Here is a 15,909-nt window from a genome sequence, read left to right as displayed (position 1 = left end):
TTTAACTCTCATCATTATCTATAAAATCATATTCGTTTATAGCATTTTCAACAAATGCACCTAATTCTTCGGCAACTTCAGGGCTAACTTCATAAGCGTAGTTTTCAACTAATTCTAAATCTGTAAATTCTTTCATTTTTTCTCCTTATTATTTTTTCGCATAGGTAGTAAAACTAGAGCTATGCGTTTTTCTAACTTTTTAATGGTTTCAAATGCTTGATTTATTTGTTCTTTTTCGTTTAAATTTTTATCGGTGCTTTTATAAGCAAAATAAGAAATATTATTGAGCTTTTTCATTTTTTAAAGTTTCTAAGTTAAATAAATTAAAAGCAATATTTATTTTGGTATTTGATTTTCTTGCTTCTTCATTTATATTTTTAATATTTAAATTGCTATCATATTTTGCTACATAGCCATTTAAAAAACCATTTGTAATATTTCCTGTATTATATACAGAAAGCGCTTGATTTATTCGTTCTTTTTCGCTTAAATTTTTATCGGTGCTTTCATACGCCAAATAAAAAACATCACTACCAGCTTTTATATTTTTGCAAGTATCTAATAAATCATCAACGCTATAACTTGAAAAGGCTTTAAGCTTTAAATTATTAGAATTAAATTGCATTAAACCTATATCAACACTAGCATTTTTTGATAAGTAATAATTGATTTTTTCTTTGGCTTCTTCTTTTGTTTTTAATATAAATGAGCCTATACCATTAACATTTATTGCGAACTGATTATTATTACTTTCTATCAAAATAATTTTTTGTATTATTTCGGTAGGAACATTTGGATTTTTACATTGTTCTATTAAAGCTATATCAACCATTTAATATCTTTCTAAAGGTTCTAAAATAATATCTTTAGTAACAAAAATATTAAATTTATAACCACTTCTAATTTCTAGCGTTGGTGCTATATTCATATTTTTTCTAATTATTTCAGCTGCTACTTGGCTCATTTGTTCTATTGCTGATGATATTGCTTTATCTTTTGCGGTTTCTTTTTCCCCTGTTGAATTATCGGCAAGTGATACACCAGCAGTAATTGAAGATAATAATATAGCTGAAGCAAAAGTTCTAATGTAATGATTATTAACTTTATCTTTAAAGCCTGTAAGTCCATTTGCGCTTACGCCTTGCATATTATCTAAAATTAAGCTTTGACCATCAGGGAAAATTAACTTATTCCAAGCAACTAACAATCTTGATTGACCCCATAAAATATTAGAAGAATAAGAACCGACAATTTTTGTGCCTTGTGGGATTAACAAATATTTACCTGTAACACTATCATAAACATTTTGTGAAACTTGAGCTAGAACTTGCCCTTGAATTTCTGAATTAATAGAAGTAATTAATACTGCAGGAATTACCCAACCAGCTTTTAATTCATAAGGCGATAGCGCTTTAGTTTTTTTATGTTGGAGATAGCCATTATCTACTTGATTGTCTAAAAAATTACTTGTATTATAATTTTTATCATTAGTTTCAGTATTAAATGAGCCACCAAACATTCCAGCTTGCGCTTTAGCTTGAGCCATAATTTCTTCATCATTGAAATGTAGTGTAGGTTTTGAATTTATATTTACATCACTATTATTAAAATCATAAGAGTAATTGTTTGATTTAGTTTCAATTTGAGTAGGTGCTAAATATGCTTTTTGCTGCATATCTTTTTTAAAGCTTAAATCGTTATCATCTTGATAATTTATTTTATTGAAATTATTGCTTTGTATATTTATTTGCTCTGGTTCTTTTTTAATTAAAAAGTCTTGTTGAATAGGAATAATTTCTTTATTTTGAGCTATTGCATTGTCGCTTGAAATTATTGTAAATGTTGAATTATTTTTAGATTTTTCAAGCTCTTCAATAAAACTTGTAGTGTTTGTGTTATCGATTTGATTTGTTTCTTCTTGTTTAATTATATTATTTTCTATATTTTGCTTTCTAGCAAGTGCTGCATAAAATAATGCAAATAATACCAAAATAACAAAAGCTGCAATAATAATTATTGGAGCTTTAGATATTCTTTTGCTTTGAGTGATTTTATTAGGAGTTGCATTGATTTCTAAGTTGTTACTCATAATTTCTCCTAGTAATCAAAAAAGCTAATACTATTTTTAAAGATTTTATTGTCTTTTACTTTATAAGTTATATTTACTTTGTTTGCATCTATATTTATAGTTACAAAAATATTTTCATCAATTTGAGATATTGAGTAACTTATAAAATTTAAACCTTTAAGAGAATTATCATCGCTAATTGCAAAACCTTCATTTCTTAAAATATCACACAAATGATTGAAAAAATCTTTATTTGCATCACTAGTGCTTAAATATAACGTTGATTGTTTTATATAATTGTTTTTAACAATATCGGCAATATCGTTAATGATAACTTCTTGTTGAATATTGTTATTTAAGTTTAAAGTTGAATTAAAATAATTGTTAGAGTTGCTACAAGCTATAAAAAATAAAGCTATTATGATTAATATTAATTTTTTCATTTTTTCTCCTTTTTAGCAGCTTTTGATAAGTCATAAAGCACATTATTTACTATTTCTTGATTTGCTTTATTTGAATGTTTTTTAATAGTTACCTTTTCTTGTTTTTTACCTACACCAGCAATTAAAACAGCGTTATCAAATAATCTATCTACGATAAAGGTATCGTATTTAAGTCTATAATTTATGATTTCATTTTCTTTACCATTATCTAGCAACATTAATGCAGGAGCTTCATAAAATTTCATATTTTTAGGCATTTGAATATATGTTTTTACACCATCGTTATATACTCTTAAGGGTTTAAAGTTAGCTTTACCTTCAATACTATAATCAAAATCTAAATTGTCAATATTTGATGCAACTACATCATCTTGGAGTTTATAGAAGTTTTTACTATTTGATATTTTCTTCATATCATTTTGGTATTGATTTAATGTTTTGATAATATCATTTTTATAATTAAACGATATCGCAGGCATAAATTTCTTTGCTTCTGAAATTAAATTTAACCTATAAACTCTTTTATTTGTCATAATATTTAGTGTGGTTTGTAAATTTTTGTCGGTTGGCTTTATTATTACGTGTGAAGTAAGATTTGGTTCTTCTCCACTAACACTTAACGAAACAACCCAACGAACACTATCTGCAATTTGAACATCCTTTATAACTTCTCCAGCTTCTAAAACAATATCAGTTAATCTAAGTGGTGCAGTAACTATTGTTGGCATAGATTCGCCAAATAAGAAAACAACTTCGCCATTTTCTCCTAAAGTACTTGTAGTTTTTGCATAAACCCATTTTTGAGCTAATGCTAAATCTTTTTGTTGTTTTGGTGTAAGATTAGCAAAATCTCTTTCATTAAAAGTATTTGCAAATAATAAACTTGTGGTAATTAAACTTAAAAATATTTTATTTTTCATCATATTTCCTTTTTTATAAAATTTTTGAATAATTAATATCGCTAATAAAAATACCTAGTGGATTTTTAATAATTTGTTCTTCAGTTGAAGGAACTATTTGTTTAATTTGAAGTAGTGCCTTATAATTTGTAGTATCAATAATTTCTCCATTTGAACTTACTAAGTTTTCTTCCCATTCAACTTGCCAAGTCTCAACATTTAAAGCTACTATTGATTTAATTTTAACTTTTACATTTTCTTTACCAATTTTATCAAATGGATTATTTGTTTGAAATTCATTATTAACAAATGTAAAAGCTTTTGAATTAGGTTCAATATAGTTATATGTATCAAATATAAATTTCTTTTGAATATCTATATTTCCCCAAATTGAACGCCAAGAAGTAATAAAAGTATTAATGCTATATTTTATAACATTTACATTTTTTAAATCAGTATTTGAGACTATGCCAACACGACTTGTATTGCCTAATTTATCAACTTCAACTATATATGGAACTAATTTGTTTTGTGTTCCTATATAACCTAAAAAAAGCACACATATTAAAGATACAAATACAGAAAGCATTGCTAGTATTTGCCAATTATGTTTTTGTGCGATATAATCTCCATAACGTTCTAGCCATTCTCTTTTAGCATCAAGGTATGGATTATAACTCGTATCTATTTCACTTTTATTTACTTGTTTTTTCTCAAATAGTTTTTTCATTGTTATCCTTTAAAATTTAGTGTATTAATTTGAACTTTTTTTACTACTTCAAATTGATTATCTTTAAAACTTTCAATTATTTCATATTCAACTAATTCATTACAATCGCATTTAAATTTTGTTTCCATATTTGTAATGGTCTTTATAATTTCTTGTTTATATTTTGAAAGTTTTGGAATGTTGTATTTAGCAGCTTGATTTTCTAGTGCTTGATTGTTTTGCAACTCATATTTACCTTGTTTTCTAATAGCAGGTAATACTTCATTAATAACCCATTGCCTAAACATTTTTGCTTTTGGCTTATCTGAACGCATAATTAAAAAATATAATTGTGGCTCGGTTATCATTACTAGTTTTTGTATTCCACCTTTTGTTTTAAAAGGGGTTATGTTTAACATAACCCCTTCAAATTCTCTTTCTATTGACTCTCTTACTTGTCTTGAATCTAATATATTTAAGCTTTTACATACATCATTTAAAGAAAATAAAGGATTTTCATAATCTCCTGCAATTCTAACCTTACCCAAATTCTTTTTTTTAAAAATCGTTACTTCTTCTTTCATTTTTTCTCCTTTTTTTAAAGGGGGTGGTATATAATACCACCCCCTTTAAATACACTTTAAACTTTTATTTTATAGGCATTTAAGCTCTTTTTTAAACTTTTTTATTTTTCAACTCCACTAGCGTAGTTTTCATTTGTGTTATTATTTTTATCTCCGCTAATAGTTCCTTCAGCTTTTTTAATTGCTTCTTGAACTTCTTTGGTTTTTTCTCTTAAGCTTTCTGATACTTGTGATTTTCCAAAATTTGCTTTAAATTGTTCTTTTGTTTCGCTATATGCAGTTTTAAAAGCATTACGTAATTTGCCAACCTTACCTTTACCTTCGTTAGCTCCTGTTATATTATTCAATTTATTTGCTTCATTTAATGCACTTATTGTTTTTGAGACACCACCAATGGCTACTCCTGTTGCTATTCCAGCAGCAGTTGCAGTAACTGCTCTAAAACTAGCACTAGCACCTGCGGTTTCTCCTATACTACCATTCATGACTGATTCTATCATTCCAGGAATCATTTTCGTAATAATACAAAATATTAAAGCCATAGCTAGTATGCTCATTAAGTAATCAAAATCAATGTTTTCATCAATTAAATCTATCATAAAATTAACACATAAGCCCATAAAAGCTGAAATTAAAAATAGTTCTATACCTATTTTAATTGCTGCTAAAACAGGATTAAGTCCTAATTGTTTGAAATGTGATAAACCACCAAGAGCAAAAGCAAAATAACAAATGATATTTAGTAAATAAAATTTCAAATAAACAATCAATAAATCTATTGCCATCAAACAAAAAGCAGCTAAAACAATAACTCCTATAATTATTTTTAAAAAAGAATCTCCAGGAGACACAAGACTCATAGATTTAAAAATTGCTCCTACAATACTAAAAGCTTTGTCTAAAATAGTTGAAGGTGTTACATTGATATAAGTAACGTTTGTGGCAAGTTGTTGAAAACCTGTATATAAAGTTTTAATCCATAAATCAGTATTGAATAAAAATAAGAAAATTCCTATATAGATAATTTTTTTTATTAATGCTGCTAAAAAATCTCCTAATTCAAAACCTTTTAAGGCTTTTTCGCTAAAGGTCCAAACTATATCAATTACAGCTAAAGAATAAAACACATAAATACAAACTCTTTTAATATTTGGAAGCCAACTTGAAATATTTGATTTTAATTCATTTAAAATACTATCGGAGCCAGGAACATTTGTAGCTCCTAAAACTATATTTGGTATTAGGAGCAAAAATAAAATATATAGGATATGTTTATTTTTTTGTAGGTTCCTCAGTTTCTGAATTACTTGCTTTCCATTCGGTAACGCTAGGAATGATTTTTTGGCTTTTTCCAAGATTTCGCAAATCTGCCTTAAATCTACCTTCTGTTGCGTTTCCACAATCTTGTTTTTGTTCTTCACTCATTTTCCCCATTTTGTTACATTTTTCAATTTTAGCTTTTGCTTCTTCTGGGTGTTGTATATAATAATCAATAGATTTAACTTCATCACCACAACCAACAAAAAAAGTTAAAGCACCTACAACCATTAAACTTGAAATAAATTGTTTCATTTTTTTTCCTTTAATAAAAATTTAAAAACAATTTATTATATAACATTTATTTCCATTTGGTTACACTAGGAATAATCTTTTGAGTCCTTCCTGCCTTATTGGCATCCTTATAAAATTCGTGTAGTTTTTCTTCCATAGCTTGTTCTTTCATACTTTGAGCTGCTATAACATTTGATAACATAGCCATTTGGTCCATCATTGCAACCCTTAGCTTTCTTAGTTCATCTATTTGGTAAGCTAATAAATCATTTGCGGCTTGAGTTGCTTGTAATTGTCCTTTTGCACCTTCTGAACGCTCTTTTAGTTTTTTGATTGTTTTACTTTCTTCTTCTAATTGTTTATTATTTGCTTTCATTTTTTCTAAAGTAGCACGACTAGTTATTCTTAGATTATCATTAATTCTTTTGTTATAGTTATAACTATTTAATATTCTTTGTTCATCTGTTGAATTAATATAATCTTGTCTAATAGTTTCAGGATTTTTATATAGATTGTCAAACTTATCAGTAAGATTTTTTGTGTTATATGATAATGCACCTGCTGAATTTATAATATTATTAGTTTGGTATAAAATACTATCAAGTGTTTGCCAGTCAAATTTAGTTAAATTTTTTAAATTAGTTTTACTCATTTCAATCATATTTTTATATTGATTAATCTGAGTAGTTAATTGTTGTATTTGTTCAATTTGTGTATAATAATCTTTAAGCTGACCTGCAATAGCAGCAATATCAACCGTAGGAATTCCTGAAGCACATATATTTGCTCCAAATAAAAAAATACATAAAATTTTACTTATTTTCATTTATATCTCCAGCATTTTTTATTGATTTGGTGTTTTTGTCTATAAACATCGTAGTAGTACATTTTTGCAATGCTATTTTCTCCTGAGCCAACTTTATAGTTTATACGACTTTTATAAATTTTATTAGCTGCTAAAAGTTCTTTAACTGTATTAGGTATTTGCATAGTATCAAGCCTACTAGGAAACCTTACACTAGGTGTTTTATAAACTATTGTTTCATAATATCCTTGATTCCATTCGGTGCTTGTAAAAAACCTATCACTACAAGTATTTATAGGCATTGTCATATCTGTGTATTTATTATTTATAAATCTAACGCAGGTTTTAGGTATATTTTTTGTTATTCTTATTAGTTTTATATCTTCATAAGAATTAGAGCTTTCATTAAAAACTTGTTTTGTAGAATATTCATATTGTCTATTAAATACTTCTGGTGTACATTCGTGCGGAATGTTTATAATAGCTTCTTTTAAATCAGTCATAATAGCATCATCTTCAATATTGTCTGTGCTGCCTGTTGGACATAAATTTAAAAAGCTTCTTCTTAAATCTAATGTTTTCCAAAACTTCTTGTGTTTAATTGAAAAAAAGTGTTTTAGTGGTGCAGCACATTCTGATGGCTTATTTGGTGTAGATAAGCATAAAAGCACTTCACAAGCAGTTTTAACTTCGCCAGTAAAAGTATTAGCAAATAAATTACTTGCTATAAATAAGGATAAAATTACCTTATTCATTTTTTTCTCCTTTAATTTGATAATGTTTATAATTAATTCCTTTATCATCTAAGAATTTAAAAGCCCAATCATTCGGATACTTTTCGTGTAATTCTTTGATTTTTTGAACGCTTTTTTTATCACTACAAGCAGTAAAAGCTAAATTGATTTTTTGTAAAGCTAAGCTAAATAATCTTGTTCCAAGCGGCGAAACATAGTAATAATCTCGCTTTTTAATGGCATTATTTATAATTGATATCTGAACATCATTAAGACCAAAAATTTTATAAAAATCATAAGGACCAAGTGTGTTTTCACTACCTTTATTGAACGCTTCATTATTTGGTAAAAATATTTTTGTAGGGCAAGATTCTTGTAATACATCAAGAATACCACTTTTTGCACTATCGCTAAGACTTTGAGTTGCCAATACTACCGCACAGTTTGCTTTTCTTAAAACTTTTAACCATTCAACTATTTTATTTTTAAATACTTTATGACCTAAAGCGATCCAGCCTTCATCAATAATTACAACTGTTGGACTTCCATCAAGGCTTTGTTCTATTTTAAAGAACAAATAAAGCAATACAGGAATAATATTTTGTTCGCCTAAATTCATTAAGTCTTCAATCTCAAAAGTAGTTATATTACTAAGGTTTAAGTTATCTTCTTCTGCATCTAATAAAAATCCAGCTGGACCTGAAATTGTGTAATGATGTAAAGCATCTCTTAATTCTTGGTCTTGTAAATTTGATACAAATTCAGTAAAAGATTTTGAATTAGTTTTAATATGTGATTCTAAAGCTTCGTGAATTGCTTTTTTATGTTTTGGTGTTAATTCCACATTTTGTAACTCCAAACAAGTTGCAATAAAGCTTTCAGCCCAAGCGATTTGAGTATTTGTTTTTATATTTGCTAAAGGTGCAAATGCTAGTTTTGAACCTTCACTAGCAATATTATAATGAGTTCCACCAGTTGCTAATGTGGTTGCATATAAACTACGACCTTTATCAAAAGCGTATACTTTAGCATTTTGATATTTTTGAAAATTAAGCAATAGGTTAGCTAATAAAACAGATTTACCTGCCCCGGTAGGACCAAATATTAGTGTATGCCCTATATCACTTACGTGTAAATTAAGTCTAAAAGGTGTTGAGCTACCTGTTACAACTTGCATTAAAGCAGGAGATTTTGGCGGAAATTTATCGTTAGAATTATATTTTTCTCCGCCCCAAATGCTATTCAATGGCATTAGGTGAGCTAAATTTAAAGTATTAATTACTGGTCTTCTAATATTTGCATTTACGTGAGCAGGTAAGCTGCCCAAATAAGCTTCAACTGCATTTATATTTTCAACTCTTGCAATAAAACCCAAACGCTCTAATAATAATTTTATTTCTTTGCATTTTTCTTCTAAACTTTCTAAGTCTATGTCGAATATAACAATATTTGCAGTGTAATAGCCAAAAGCAGTTAAACCTGAATTATTATCAGCTATTGCTGAATCCAACTCATTTACCATAGCTACTGCGTGAGCATCAACTTTTGAGCTAGGTCTATCTAAGAATTGGTCAATAAATCCCCTAGTTTTTTGTTGCCATTTTCTTCTATACTGATTTAAAGACTTTTGTGTTTCATAATTATCCATAAAGATAAATCGTGTATTAAATCTATAATCAAAATCCAATTCTGATAAATCTTTTAAAATATTTGGATAACTTTCTGCTGGAAAACCTTCAATTGCTATTGTAGCTATATATTTATTATCAATTTTAGGTTGAAACCCTGTTATAAATTCTTTGGCTCCAATAATACAATCTAAGAACATTGGAACTTTTGGAAGCATAACGTTTTGAATTTCGCCACAAATACAAAAATGAATAAACTCTAATAAATCACTAAAAATATATTCATTGCCAAATTCATCTTCTAATATTTTTTCACGCATTCTGCTAATATCAATAAAATTACTTAAACTATTTTCTAAATCATTTAAAGTATTTTTAAAATATTCAAGTATTTTAACTCCTTGATTATTAGAATTCTTTGCTGTATCATCTTCAACCATCAAGTTAAGAATTTTATTAATATTTTTATGTGGTGGTAAATATGTAAATATGATAGTAAAAAGATTTTCAAAATGCTTTGTATTTTTAAAATACATTTTTCTTTCTTCTTCTATAATATTTGCTATTTCACTGATATAGTGTGTATCTCCACTTAAGTAAGAATCAGAATGGGTTCTTGAGCAGTCAATATGAACTACCCAACCATTTCCTAACCTACTTAAAATTGAATTAATATTTGTTGCAATTGTATTTCTATCATTTAATGTAATTGAGCTAATATCACTTGCTTTATAATAAAAACCTGCAGTTAAGCTACCATCTTTATTTAATAATACACCATCTTCAATAAAGGTTGAATAATTTAATATATCTGAAAAAGCTTTAGCTTTATTTCTAAATTCTTTAAGCAAAAACATTTTAAGCCTTTAAATATGAAAAATAACTTGCCTGAGCTACATAGTATTTTTTATACTTTATTTGTCTTTGAAATATATCTTTCATAAGTGGGTCGTGTTTAGCCATTGTTCTTAATAAAAATCCACCAGCAAATAAAATAAAACAACCTATAAGAGTTGATATTAAAGTTAATCCAGTGAAAATTAAGGTAAAGCTAATCAACATATTAAATAAAACTAACTCTCTATCTGCACCAAACACTAAGTTTGGTTTATTTAATGCTTGATATATATCAACTCTTTGCAACTCTTGCATTAGATTAATGCTCCAGTAACACCAAACATAGCTAAAATATTATTAGCTGCTACAACAACAGCAGCTACTAAAATTACATAAATTAAAGATTTCATAAAGCCTGAAATTTCGCCACCCCAAATTAGACCAGCACCAGTTCCCATAATTGCCAAAATCGAAATTGTAAAAGCCACAGGACCTGTTAAACTAGCCTTTAATTGTGTTAATGGTCCTTCCCAAGGCATACCACTACCAGTTGAAGCTAATAAATAATCAACTCCAAAAATTAAAAACAATAATAAAAATTTTTTCATTTTTTCTCCTTATTAATTTTTCGTATAGGTAGTAAAACTAGTACTATACGTTTTTCTAACTTTTTTAATGATTTCAAATGCTAGGATTTGAAATAGTTTTTTAATGAACACAACTAAATTAATTGAATTTCATATTTTTTATTTACATTGTCATAACTTAATACTTTTGCTATTTCTTCAATTCTCCTTCCTTGTATAGTTTTTTTGATAAAAACAACCAGATTAATAGCTTCTGCTATAAGTTGTCCCATAGGAGCATTACTAGCTTCTGCTATCAATTGTTCTAGTCTTGTAAGTCCTGCATAGGCTGAATTAGCGTGTATTGTTGCAATTCCACCAGGATGACCTGTATTCCAAGCCTTTAATAAATCTAAAGCTTCTTTACTTCTAGTTTCACCAACTATAATTCTGTCTGGTCTAAGTCTCATCGTAGCTTTTAAAAGCCTTAGCATATCTACTTTTTCATTGGCTCTTAAAATAACTTTATTTTCACTAGCACATTGTAATTCTGCTGTGTCTTCAATGATTACTATTCTTTGATTTGGTGCTTTTTGAGATATTTCATAGATTAAAGCGTTAGAAAAAGTAGTTTTTCCACTACCTGTTCCGCCAACAACTAAAATATTTAATCTTTCTAATACTGCATTAACTAAAAAATCTTTTTGAGATTTAGTGATAATATTTGTATTTTCATAATCATCAAGTGTAAAAATTTTAATAGCTTTTTTACGTATAGTAAAAGTCGGTTTTGATACTACTGGAGGTATTAATGCTTCAAATCTTGAACCATCAAGCGGAAATTCGCATTCTAATATAGGATTATCAGCATTAATAACTGTGTCTATATAGCTTGCGACTGAAGTAATAATTGATTTTGCTTTAATTTCAGAAAAGTTATTGTTCAAAACAAACATATCTTTTCCAAACTGTTCAATCCACAATTTACCATCAGAATTAAGCATAATTTCAATAGTATTTGGGTCGTTAAAAACTGTTAAAACTTCTTGAAATTCTCTTGAGATTTTTGCAATTATTCTTTCTTGGTGTTCGCTATTCATAAGCCAACTCCAAGAAAGTAAAAAAAGTAAGTTTTTGAACTAAGTAATTTAGTTCGCCCCCCCCCCCTTACGAGCGAAATTAGTTTCTAATTTTTGAATAATAGGTGCAATATTTGTCAACATTTGTAAATAAAAATTGTATTGTTTTAATAACATTAAACACCTTTTAAAATATAATTTTACGCTATTTTATAAGATATGCGTAAATTGTCAAGCAATTTGAAACAAATCAAGCATTCTTTTATTAAATTACTCAAAATGTTACATAGTTTGAAACAAATCAAGCATTCTTTTATTAAATTACTCAAAATGTTACATAGTTTGAAACAAATCAAGCATTCTTTTATTAAATTACTCAAAATGTTACATAGTTTGAAACTATTGTTTTTCATTATCTAAATCAATAATCGTATCATTAAGACCTAATTCTTCATTATGCTTAACTACTCTAATTTCAGTTTGACAAGTATTGTTGTCGTTTGATTTTACAATAGAATCAACTTTATATTCATTTTTATTTATCAACTCTTGATAATCACAATAATAAGTTTCTTTAATTATCTCTTGTTTTACTTCAAGTTTTTCAAAATCAAAATCAGTAATCACCATTTGTCTTAATCTTTTTAACTCTCTAAAGCTACCTTTTCCAACAATGTTTGGATTTACTAAAAAGCTATCTTGATTAAAAACCATATACTTTTCTTGAAGTTCAGGTGTATTTAGTGGTAATAAAACTTTTTTCTCAATTAAACCTTGAATAGCTCTTGAAACAGAAGCTTTACTAAGTCCTGTTAAAGCCATAAATTCTTTTCTTAACCCTGAATAGATAGTAACTACATTCCCATAATTCATTCTAGTAATTGTTGCAAATAAAATTTGTCTTTCTATATTTGAAAGTTCAGTATTAATAAAATTAATATTTTCTACAAAAAATTGAATAAATTCATCACGTTTAACAAAATGCTTTACTACAATTTCTTCTTTATTTAAAACATTACCATTGGTATCCAAATTAGTTTTTTCAATGCTTAACAAATTTTTAGATAATCTATCTTCTTCTAAATGTCTAATATCCATAAAAATCCTTTAAAACAAAACTTACAAAATAATATAACAAAAAAATTAACATTTGTTTCTATAAATGAAACATTTTAAACATTTTGAGAAAAATAATAATTTTTTTATTATTGCGTTTGTTTCACTAGTGATATTGTTAGTTTCACGTGTGAGTTATTCTGTTTCACGTGTGAAACAAGATAAAAAATATCGTATTTAAGAAAACCCCTATAAAATAGTAGTTTAATGTCTTAAGCATTTTTTAAGATTACATATTATTATATTCTCCAAAATAAAAAATAAAATTTTAAGAATTTTAAGAATTTAATTTTATTAAATTTTATTCTTTAAGTTTAAATTAAGATTTGTAAAAATTTAAAAAAAATTTGAATTTTTAAAAAATTTAAAATTTTAAAAAAAATTATTCTTTAAGTTTAAATTAAGATTTGTAAAATTTGTTTTACCATCATATTCTTTAAGTTTAAATTAAGATTTGTAAAATTTGTTTTACCATCATATTCTTTAAGTTTAAATTAAGATTTGTAAAAATTTAAAAAAATTTGAATTTTTAAAAAATTTAAAATTTTAAAAAAAATTATTCTTTAAGTTTAAATTAAGATTTGTAAAAATTTAAAAAAATTTGAATTTTTAAAAAATTTAAAATTTTAAAAAAAATTATTCTTTAAGTTTAAATTAAGTTCTAAAAACGATTTTAAACTATTTTTTATTGTATATAAGGTTAAGTATAGATTAAATGTAAATTTTTAATTTTAGATATGTTTTTGTGCATTTATTATATATTTTAAAAATAAATTATTGTTTTATTATTAAAATTTAAATTTATTTTTTAATTTATTTTTTTAAATCACTTTTTTTATCTTCAATAAAAATTTTTGTATATTTTCTAACAAAATAAAAATATAAAATTAGATAAATAATTATATTAATAAAATTACCATAATGTGTAAAATTCGGTATTCTTATAAATAAAATTTCAAAATATTCATTTGAAAAAAATTTATAAAAATCCATAAAAATATAAAATGGAATACTAACTACATAAATTGATTCAAATAATGCACCATAAAATAATTTTTTACTATAAAAATATTCTGCAATCATTTCTATTATTTTTATAAATAACATTCCTAAATAAAAACAACCTAAAACAGCAATAATAGCACCAATTATAAAAGAATCAGTGATTAAACTAGCTGCTTTAGCTGATAACATAAAAGCTACAAAAAATGGATACCAAAATGAAGAATAAATCAAGTAAAAATATAAATTTTTCAAATAAACTCCTTAAATTTTTAATTATTATATAATAATAATCTTAAAATTATATAATTTTTATATAGAATATATATAATTACTATATATATTTTATAAAATCTTTTTAATATCTTTACCGTATAAAGGAGAAAAAACTTTATTATCATTTCTAATTTCTATTTTTTTTGGTTCTTTAATATCCTTAGAAATATTTTCATTTTTTGTATAATTTAATTGATTTTTTAATTTAAATTCATCGTTAAAATATTTATTAAATTGCTCATAACACATTTGAATATTTTTTTCTTTTTTGAAATGCTCAAAAAGTATTTTAGATACTACTATGCCAGAGTTATATTTATCCTTAATATATTCAATATTACTATAAAATTCAATTTTTGCTTCTCCACGTTTCATTGCTGCCCTTAATAATAAAATATAATTAATTTTAATAAAATATAATTAATTATAAGCAATTATAATTCAATATAGTATTTTTTATAAAAAAATATTGTTTTTTTGCTATAATTTGGAGTCTAAAAAGGACAGGATATGTATTTGCTACACAAATACTAAGTTTTGTCGCTAAAGCTCCAAAAATAAGGATATGCACCAAATGAAAAAAAATAAAATCAAACAAATACACTTTAGAGTTACCGAAGATGAATATAACAATATAAAGAATAAAGCTAATAATTATAATTTTTCAGTATCTAAATATTTATATAACATAGCAAATAACTATCCTATCAAATCAATTACTGACCAAAAAGTAGCAAGTGATTTATTATTAATTGCTGGTGATATTGGTCGACTTGGTGGTTTATTTAAACATTGGTTAGTAAAAAATGAAGATAAAAAAAATAATTTTTCAAAAAATAAAAGCTATGAAGATATTGAAAAAATAGTAGATAAAATATTAGATTTGCAAATAGAACTTAAAGAAAAAGCAAAAGAGATAATCAAAAATGATTATAAAAAAAGTGATATTTAAAAAGCAAAACAAATCGAGTTTTAAAAATTTAGCAAATTATATACTTGATAGAGATGATAAAAAATTATTTAATTATATAGTAGATAAAGAACATAAAGAAAATGATAAAGTAGAATCATTTAAGTTTTCAAATTGTTCTTTTGATGATATAGATGATAATATATTTGAAATTTTAAATACTCAAATTTTAAATACTATAACTAAACAAGATAAAACTATGCACTTAATAGTATCTTTTAAAGAAGATGAAAAACCTAAAAAAGAAATTTTAGATGATATAGAAAATGAAATAGTTGCTGTTCTTGGTATGAAAGAACATCAAAGAGTAAGTGCGGTCCATACAAATACTAATAATTTACATATGCATATAGCTATTAATAAAGTCAATCCAATAACATATAAAGTAATTAATCCATATAATGACGTTAAAATTTTACAAAATTTAGCAATTAAACTTGAAAAAAAACATAAATTACAAAAAGATAATCATATATCAAATAAAGATTTAAATAAAAATATATATAACAAACATACTATGAGTACAGGTTTTAATGAGTGGGTTAAAAATAAATTAGAAAATAAAGTAGAAGATGTTTTAAATAATGAAAATGCTACTTTTAATGATATTGTAAAGCTATTATTTGATTATGATTTAGAAAT

21 protein-coding genes are annotated in these 15,909 nt (G+C 25.4%); 2 read left to right on the top strand and 19 right to left on the bottom strand.

The window, feature by feature from the left end; all coding sequences use genetic code 11:
- Position 1 precedes the first annotated feature (1 nt).
- From AVBRAN9334_RS08745 to AVBRAN9334_RS08655, 19 genes are all read right to left on the bottom strand, one after another.
- Positions 2 to 136 carry a hypothetical protein gene (locus tag AVBRAN9334_RS08745; RefSeq protein ID WP_336607586.1) on the bottom strand — a complete coding sequence of 45 codons (135 nt, stop codon included), beginning with the start codon at positions 134 to 136 and terminating at the stop codon, positions 2 to 4.
- Entirely contained in the window at positions 133 to 297 is a 165-nt protein-coding gene (locus AVBRAN9334_RS08740) for a hypothetical protein (RefSeq protein ID WP_336607585.1), read from the bottom strand. Before AVBRAN9334_RS08740 ends, AVBRAN9334_RS08745 begins: the two co-directional genes overlap by 4 nt.
- Positions 281 to 832 carry a transglycosylase SLT domain-containing protein gene (locus tag AVBRAN9334_RS08735; RefSeq protein ID WP_336607584.1) on the bottom strand — a complete coding sequence of 184 codons (552 nt, stop codon included), beginning with the start codon at positions 830 to 832 and terminating at the stop codon, positions 281 to 283. The genes AVBRAN9334_RS08740 and AVBRAN9334_RS08735 overlap by 17 nt, the downstream gene beginning before the upstream one ends.
- Complete coding sequence (locus AVBRAN9334_RS08730; protein WP_336607583.1) at positions 833 to 2,089, bottom strand: TrbI/VirB10 family protein; 1,257 nt, start codon at positions 2,087 to 2,089, stop codon at positions 833 to 835.
- 8 nt (positions 2,090 to 2,097) lie between these two features.
- Positions 2,098 to 2,511, bottom strand: a complete 414-nt coding sequence (locus AVBRAN9334_RS08725; RefSeq protein WP_336607582.1) for a hypothetical protein — start codon at positions 2,509 to 2,511, stop codon at positions 2,098 to 2,100.
- The gene (gene trbG, locus AVBRAN9334_RS08720) at positions 2,508 to 3,431 is read right to left on the bottom strand and encodes a P-type conjugative transfer protein TrbG (protein WP_336607581.1); all 924 of its coding nucleotides are present in this window, start codon (positions 3,429 to 3,431) and stop codon (positions 2,508 to 2,510) included. Before trbG ends, AVBRAN9334_RS08725 begins: the two co-directional genes overlap by 4 nt.
- 13 nt (positions 3,432 to 3,444) lie before the next feature.
- Positions 3,445 to 4,140: a VirB8/TrbF family protein gene (locus tag AVBRAN9334_RS08715; RefSeq protein ID WP_336607580.1), complete on the bottom strand. Its 696-nt coding sequence runs from the start codon at positions 4,138 to 4,140 to the stop codon at positions 3,445 to 3,447.
- Between the two features lie 2 nt (positions 4,141 to 4,142).
- The gene (locus AVBRAN9334_RS08710) at positions 4,143 to 4,703 is read right to left on the bottom strand and encodes a BRO-N domain-containing protein (RefSeq protein ID WP_336607579.1); all 561 of its coding nucleotides are present in this window, start codon (positions 4,701 to 4,703) and stop codon (positions 4,143 to 4,145) included.
- A 101-nt stretch (positions 4,704 to 4,804) separates the two neighbouring features.
- Positions 4,805 to 5,953, bottom strand: a complete 1,149-nt coding sequence (gene trbL, locus AVBRAN9334_RS08705) for a P-type conjugative transfer protein TrbL (RefSeq protein ID WP_336607578.1) — start codon at positions 5,951 to 5,953, stop codon at positions 4,805 to 4,807.
- A 22-nt stretch (positions 5,954 to 5,975) separates the two neighbouring features.
- Complete coding sequence (locus tag AVBRAN9334_RS08700; protein WP_336607577.1) at positions 5,976 to 6,275, bottom strand: EexN family lipoprotein; 300 nt, start codon at positions 6,273 to 6,275, stop codon at positions 5,976 to 5,978.
- Between the two features lie 46 nt (positions 6,276 to 6,321).
- Positions 6,322 to 7,080: a P-type conjugative transfer protein TrbJ gene (gene trbJ, locus AVBRAN9334_RS08695; RefSeq protein ID WP_336607576.1), complete on the bottom strand. Its 759-nt coding sequence runs from the start codon at positions 7,078 to 7,080 to the stop codon at positions 6,322 to 6,324.
- Positions 7,077 to 7,814 (bottom strand): TrbM/KikA/MpfK family conjugal transfer protein, encoded by a 738-nt coding sequence (locus AVBRAN9334_RS08690; RefSeq protein WP_336607575.1) that lies wholly within the window; start codon positions 7,812 to 7,814, stop codon positions 7,077 to 7,079. The genes trbJ and AVBRAN9334_RS08690 overlap by 4 nt, the downstream gene beginning before the upstream one ends.
- Positions 7,807 to 10,278 carry a conjugal transfer protein TrbE gene (locus AVBRAN9334_RS08685; RefSeq protein WP_336607574.1) on the bottom strand — a complete coding sequence of 824 codons (2,472 nt, stop codon included), beginning with the start codon at positions 10,276 to 10,278 and terminating at the stop codon, positions 7,807 to 7,809. The genes AVBRAN9334_RS08690 and AVBRAN9334_RS08685 overlap by 8 nt, the downstream gene beginning before the upstream one ends.
- Before the next feature lies 1 nt (position 10,279).
- The gene (trbD, locus tag AVBRAN9334_RS08680; protein WP_336607573.1) at positions 10,280 to 10,573 is read right to left on the bottom strand and encodes a conjugal transfer protein TrbD; all 294 of its coding nucleotides are present in this window, start codon (positions 10,571 to 10,573) and stop codon (positions 10,280 to 10,282) included.
- Positions 10,573 to 10,866 carry a TrbC/VirB2 family protein gene (locus AVBRAN9334_RS08675; RefSeq protein WP_336607572.1) on the bottom strand — a complete coding sequence of 98 codons (294 nt, stop codon included), beginning with the start codon at positions 10,864 to 10,866 and terminating at the stop codon, positions 10,573 to 10,575. Before AVBRAN9334_RS08675 ends, trbD begins: the two co-directional genes overlap by 1 nt.
- 113 nt (positions 10,867 to 10,979) lie before the next feature.
- Complete coding sequence (trbB, locus tag AVBRAN9334_RS08670) at positions 10,980 to 11,924, bottom strand: P-type conjugative transfer ATPase TrbB (RefSeq protein ID WP_336607571.1); 945 nt, start codon at positions 11,922 to 11,924, stop codon at positions 10,980 to 10,982.
- Between the two features lie 378 nt (positions 11,925 to 12,302).
- Positions 12,303 to 13,001: a hypothetical protein gene (locus AVBRAN9334_RS08665; protein ID WP_336607570.1), complete on the bottom strand. Its 699-nt coding sequence runs from the start codon at positions 12,999 to 13,001 to the stop codon at positions 12,303 to 12,305.
- An 831-nt stretch (positions 13,002 to 13,832) separates the two neighbouring features.
- Positions 13,833 to 14,276 (bottom strand): hypothetical protein, encoded by a 444-nt coding sequence (locus tag AVBRAN9334_RS08660; RefSeq protein WP_336607569.1) that lies wholly within the window; start codon positions 14,274 to 14,276, stop codon positions 13,833 to 13,835.
- Positions 14,277 to 14,366: 90 nt separating this feature from the next.
- Entirely contained in the window at positions 14,367 to 14,672 is a 306-nt protein-coding gene (locus AVBRAN9334_RS08655; protein ID WP_336607568.1) for a hypothetical protein, read from the bottom strand.
- 199 nt (positions 14,673 to 14,871) lie between these two features.
- On the opposite strand from AVBRAN9334_RS08655, the gene AVBRAN9334_RS08650 reads away from it, so the two are divergent.
- Entirely contained in the window at positions 14,872 to 15,249 is a 378-nt protein-coding gene (locus AVBRAN9334_RS08650) for a plasmid mobilization protein (RefSeq protein WP_336607567.1), read from the top strand.
- A partial coding sequence (locus AVBRAN9334_RS08645) for a relaxase/mobilization nuclease domain-containing protein (protein ID WP_336607566.1) occupies positions 15,224 to 15,909 on the top strand: 686 nt, incomplete at its 3' end. The genes AVBRAN9334_RS08650 and AVBRAN9334_RS08645, both read left to right, overlap by 26 nt.

Origin of the sequence: Campylobacter sp. RM9334, assembly GCF_020138145.1 — a bacterium.
Lineage (GTDB): Bacteria > Campylobacterota > Campylobacteria > Campylobacterales > Campylobacteraceae > Campylobacter_E.
The sequence above is the reverse complement of the archived record's forward strand: the minus strand, read 5'-3'. Positions and strand labels throughout refer to the sequence as shown.

Coding starts and splice junctions, on each gene's coding strand:
- AVBRAN9334_RS08745 (WP_336607586.1), bottom strand. CDS start 136: ATGAAAGAATTTACAGATTTAGAATTAGTTGAAAACTACGCTTATGAA.
- AVBRAN9334_RS08740 (WP_336607585.1), bottom strand. CDS start 297: ATGAAAAAGCTCAATAATATTTCTTATTTTGCTTATAAAAGCACCGAT.
- AVBRAN9334_RS08735 (WP_336607584.1), bottom strand. CDS start 832: ATGGTTGATATAGCTTTAATAGAACAATGTAAAAATCCAAATGTTCCT.
- AVBRAN9334_RS08730 (WP_336607583.1), bottom strand. CDS start 2,089: ATGAGTAACAACTTAGAAATCAATGCAACTCCTAATAAAATCACTCAA.
- AVBRAN9334_RS08725 (WP_336607582.1), bottom strand. CDS start 2,511: ATGAAAAAATTAATATTAATCATAATAGCTTTATTTTTTATAGCTTGT.
- trbG (WP_336607581.1), bottom strand. CDS start 3,431: ATGAAAAATAAAATATTTTTAAGTTTAATTACCACAAGTTTATTATTT.
- AVBRAN9334_RS08715 (WP_336607580.1), bottom strand. CDS start 4,140: ATGAAAAAACTATTTGAGAAAAAACAAGTAAATAAAAGTGAAATAGAT.
- AVBRAN9334_RS08710 (WP_336607579.1), bottom strand. CDS start 4,703: ATGAAAGAAGAAGTAACGATTTTTAAAAAAAAGAATTTGGGTAAGGTT.
- AVBRAN9334_RS08700 (WP_336607577.1), bottom strand. CDS start 6,275: ATGAAACAATTTATTTCAAGTTTAATGGTTGTAGGTGCTTTAACTTTT.
- trbJ (WP_336607576.1), bottom strand. CDS start 7,080: ATGAAAATAAGTAAAATTTTATGTATTTTTTTATTTGGAGCAAATATA.
- AVBRAN9334_RS08690 (WP_336607575.1), bottom strand. CDS start 7,814: ATGAATAAGGTAATTTTATCCTTATTTATAGCAAGTAATTTATTTGCT.
- AVBRAN9334_RS08685 (WP_336607574.1), bottom strand. CDS start 10,278: ATGTTTTTGCTTAAAGAATTTAGAAATAAAGCTAAAGCTTTTTCAGAT.
- trbD (WP_336607573.1), bottom strand. CDS start 10,573: ATGCAAGAGTTGCAAAGAGTTGATATATATCAAGCATTAAATAAACCA.
- AVBRAN9334_RS08675 (WP_336607572.1), bottom strand. CDS start 10,866: ATGAAAAAATTTTTATTATTGTTTTTAATTTTTGGAGTTGATTATTTA.
- trbB (WP_336607571.1), bottom strand. CDS start 11,924: ATGAATAGCGAACACCAAGAAAGAATAATTGCAAAAATCTCAAGAGAA.
- AVBRAN9334_RS08665 (WP_336607570.1), bottom strand. CDS start 13,001: ATGGATATTAGACATTTAGAAGAAGATAGATTATCTAAAAATTTGTTA.
- AVBRAN9334_RS08655 (WP_336607568.1), bottom strand. CDS start 14,672: ATGAAACGTGGAGAAGCAAAAATTGAATTTTATAGTAATATTGAATAT.
- AVBRAN9334_RS08650 (WP_336607567.1), top strand. CDS start 14,872: ATGAAAAAAAATAAAATCAAACAAATACACTTTAGAGTTACCGAAGAT.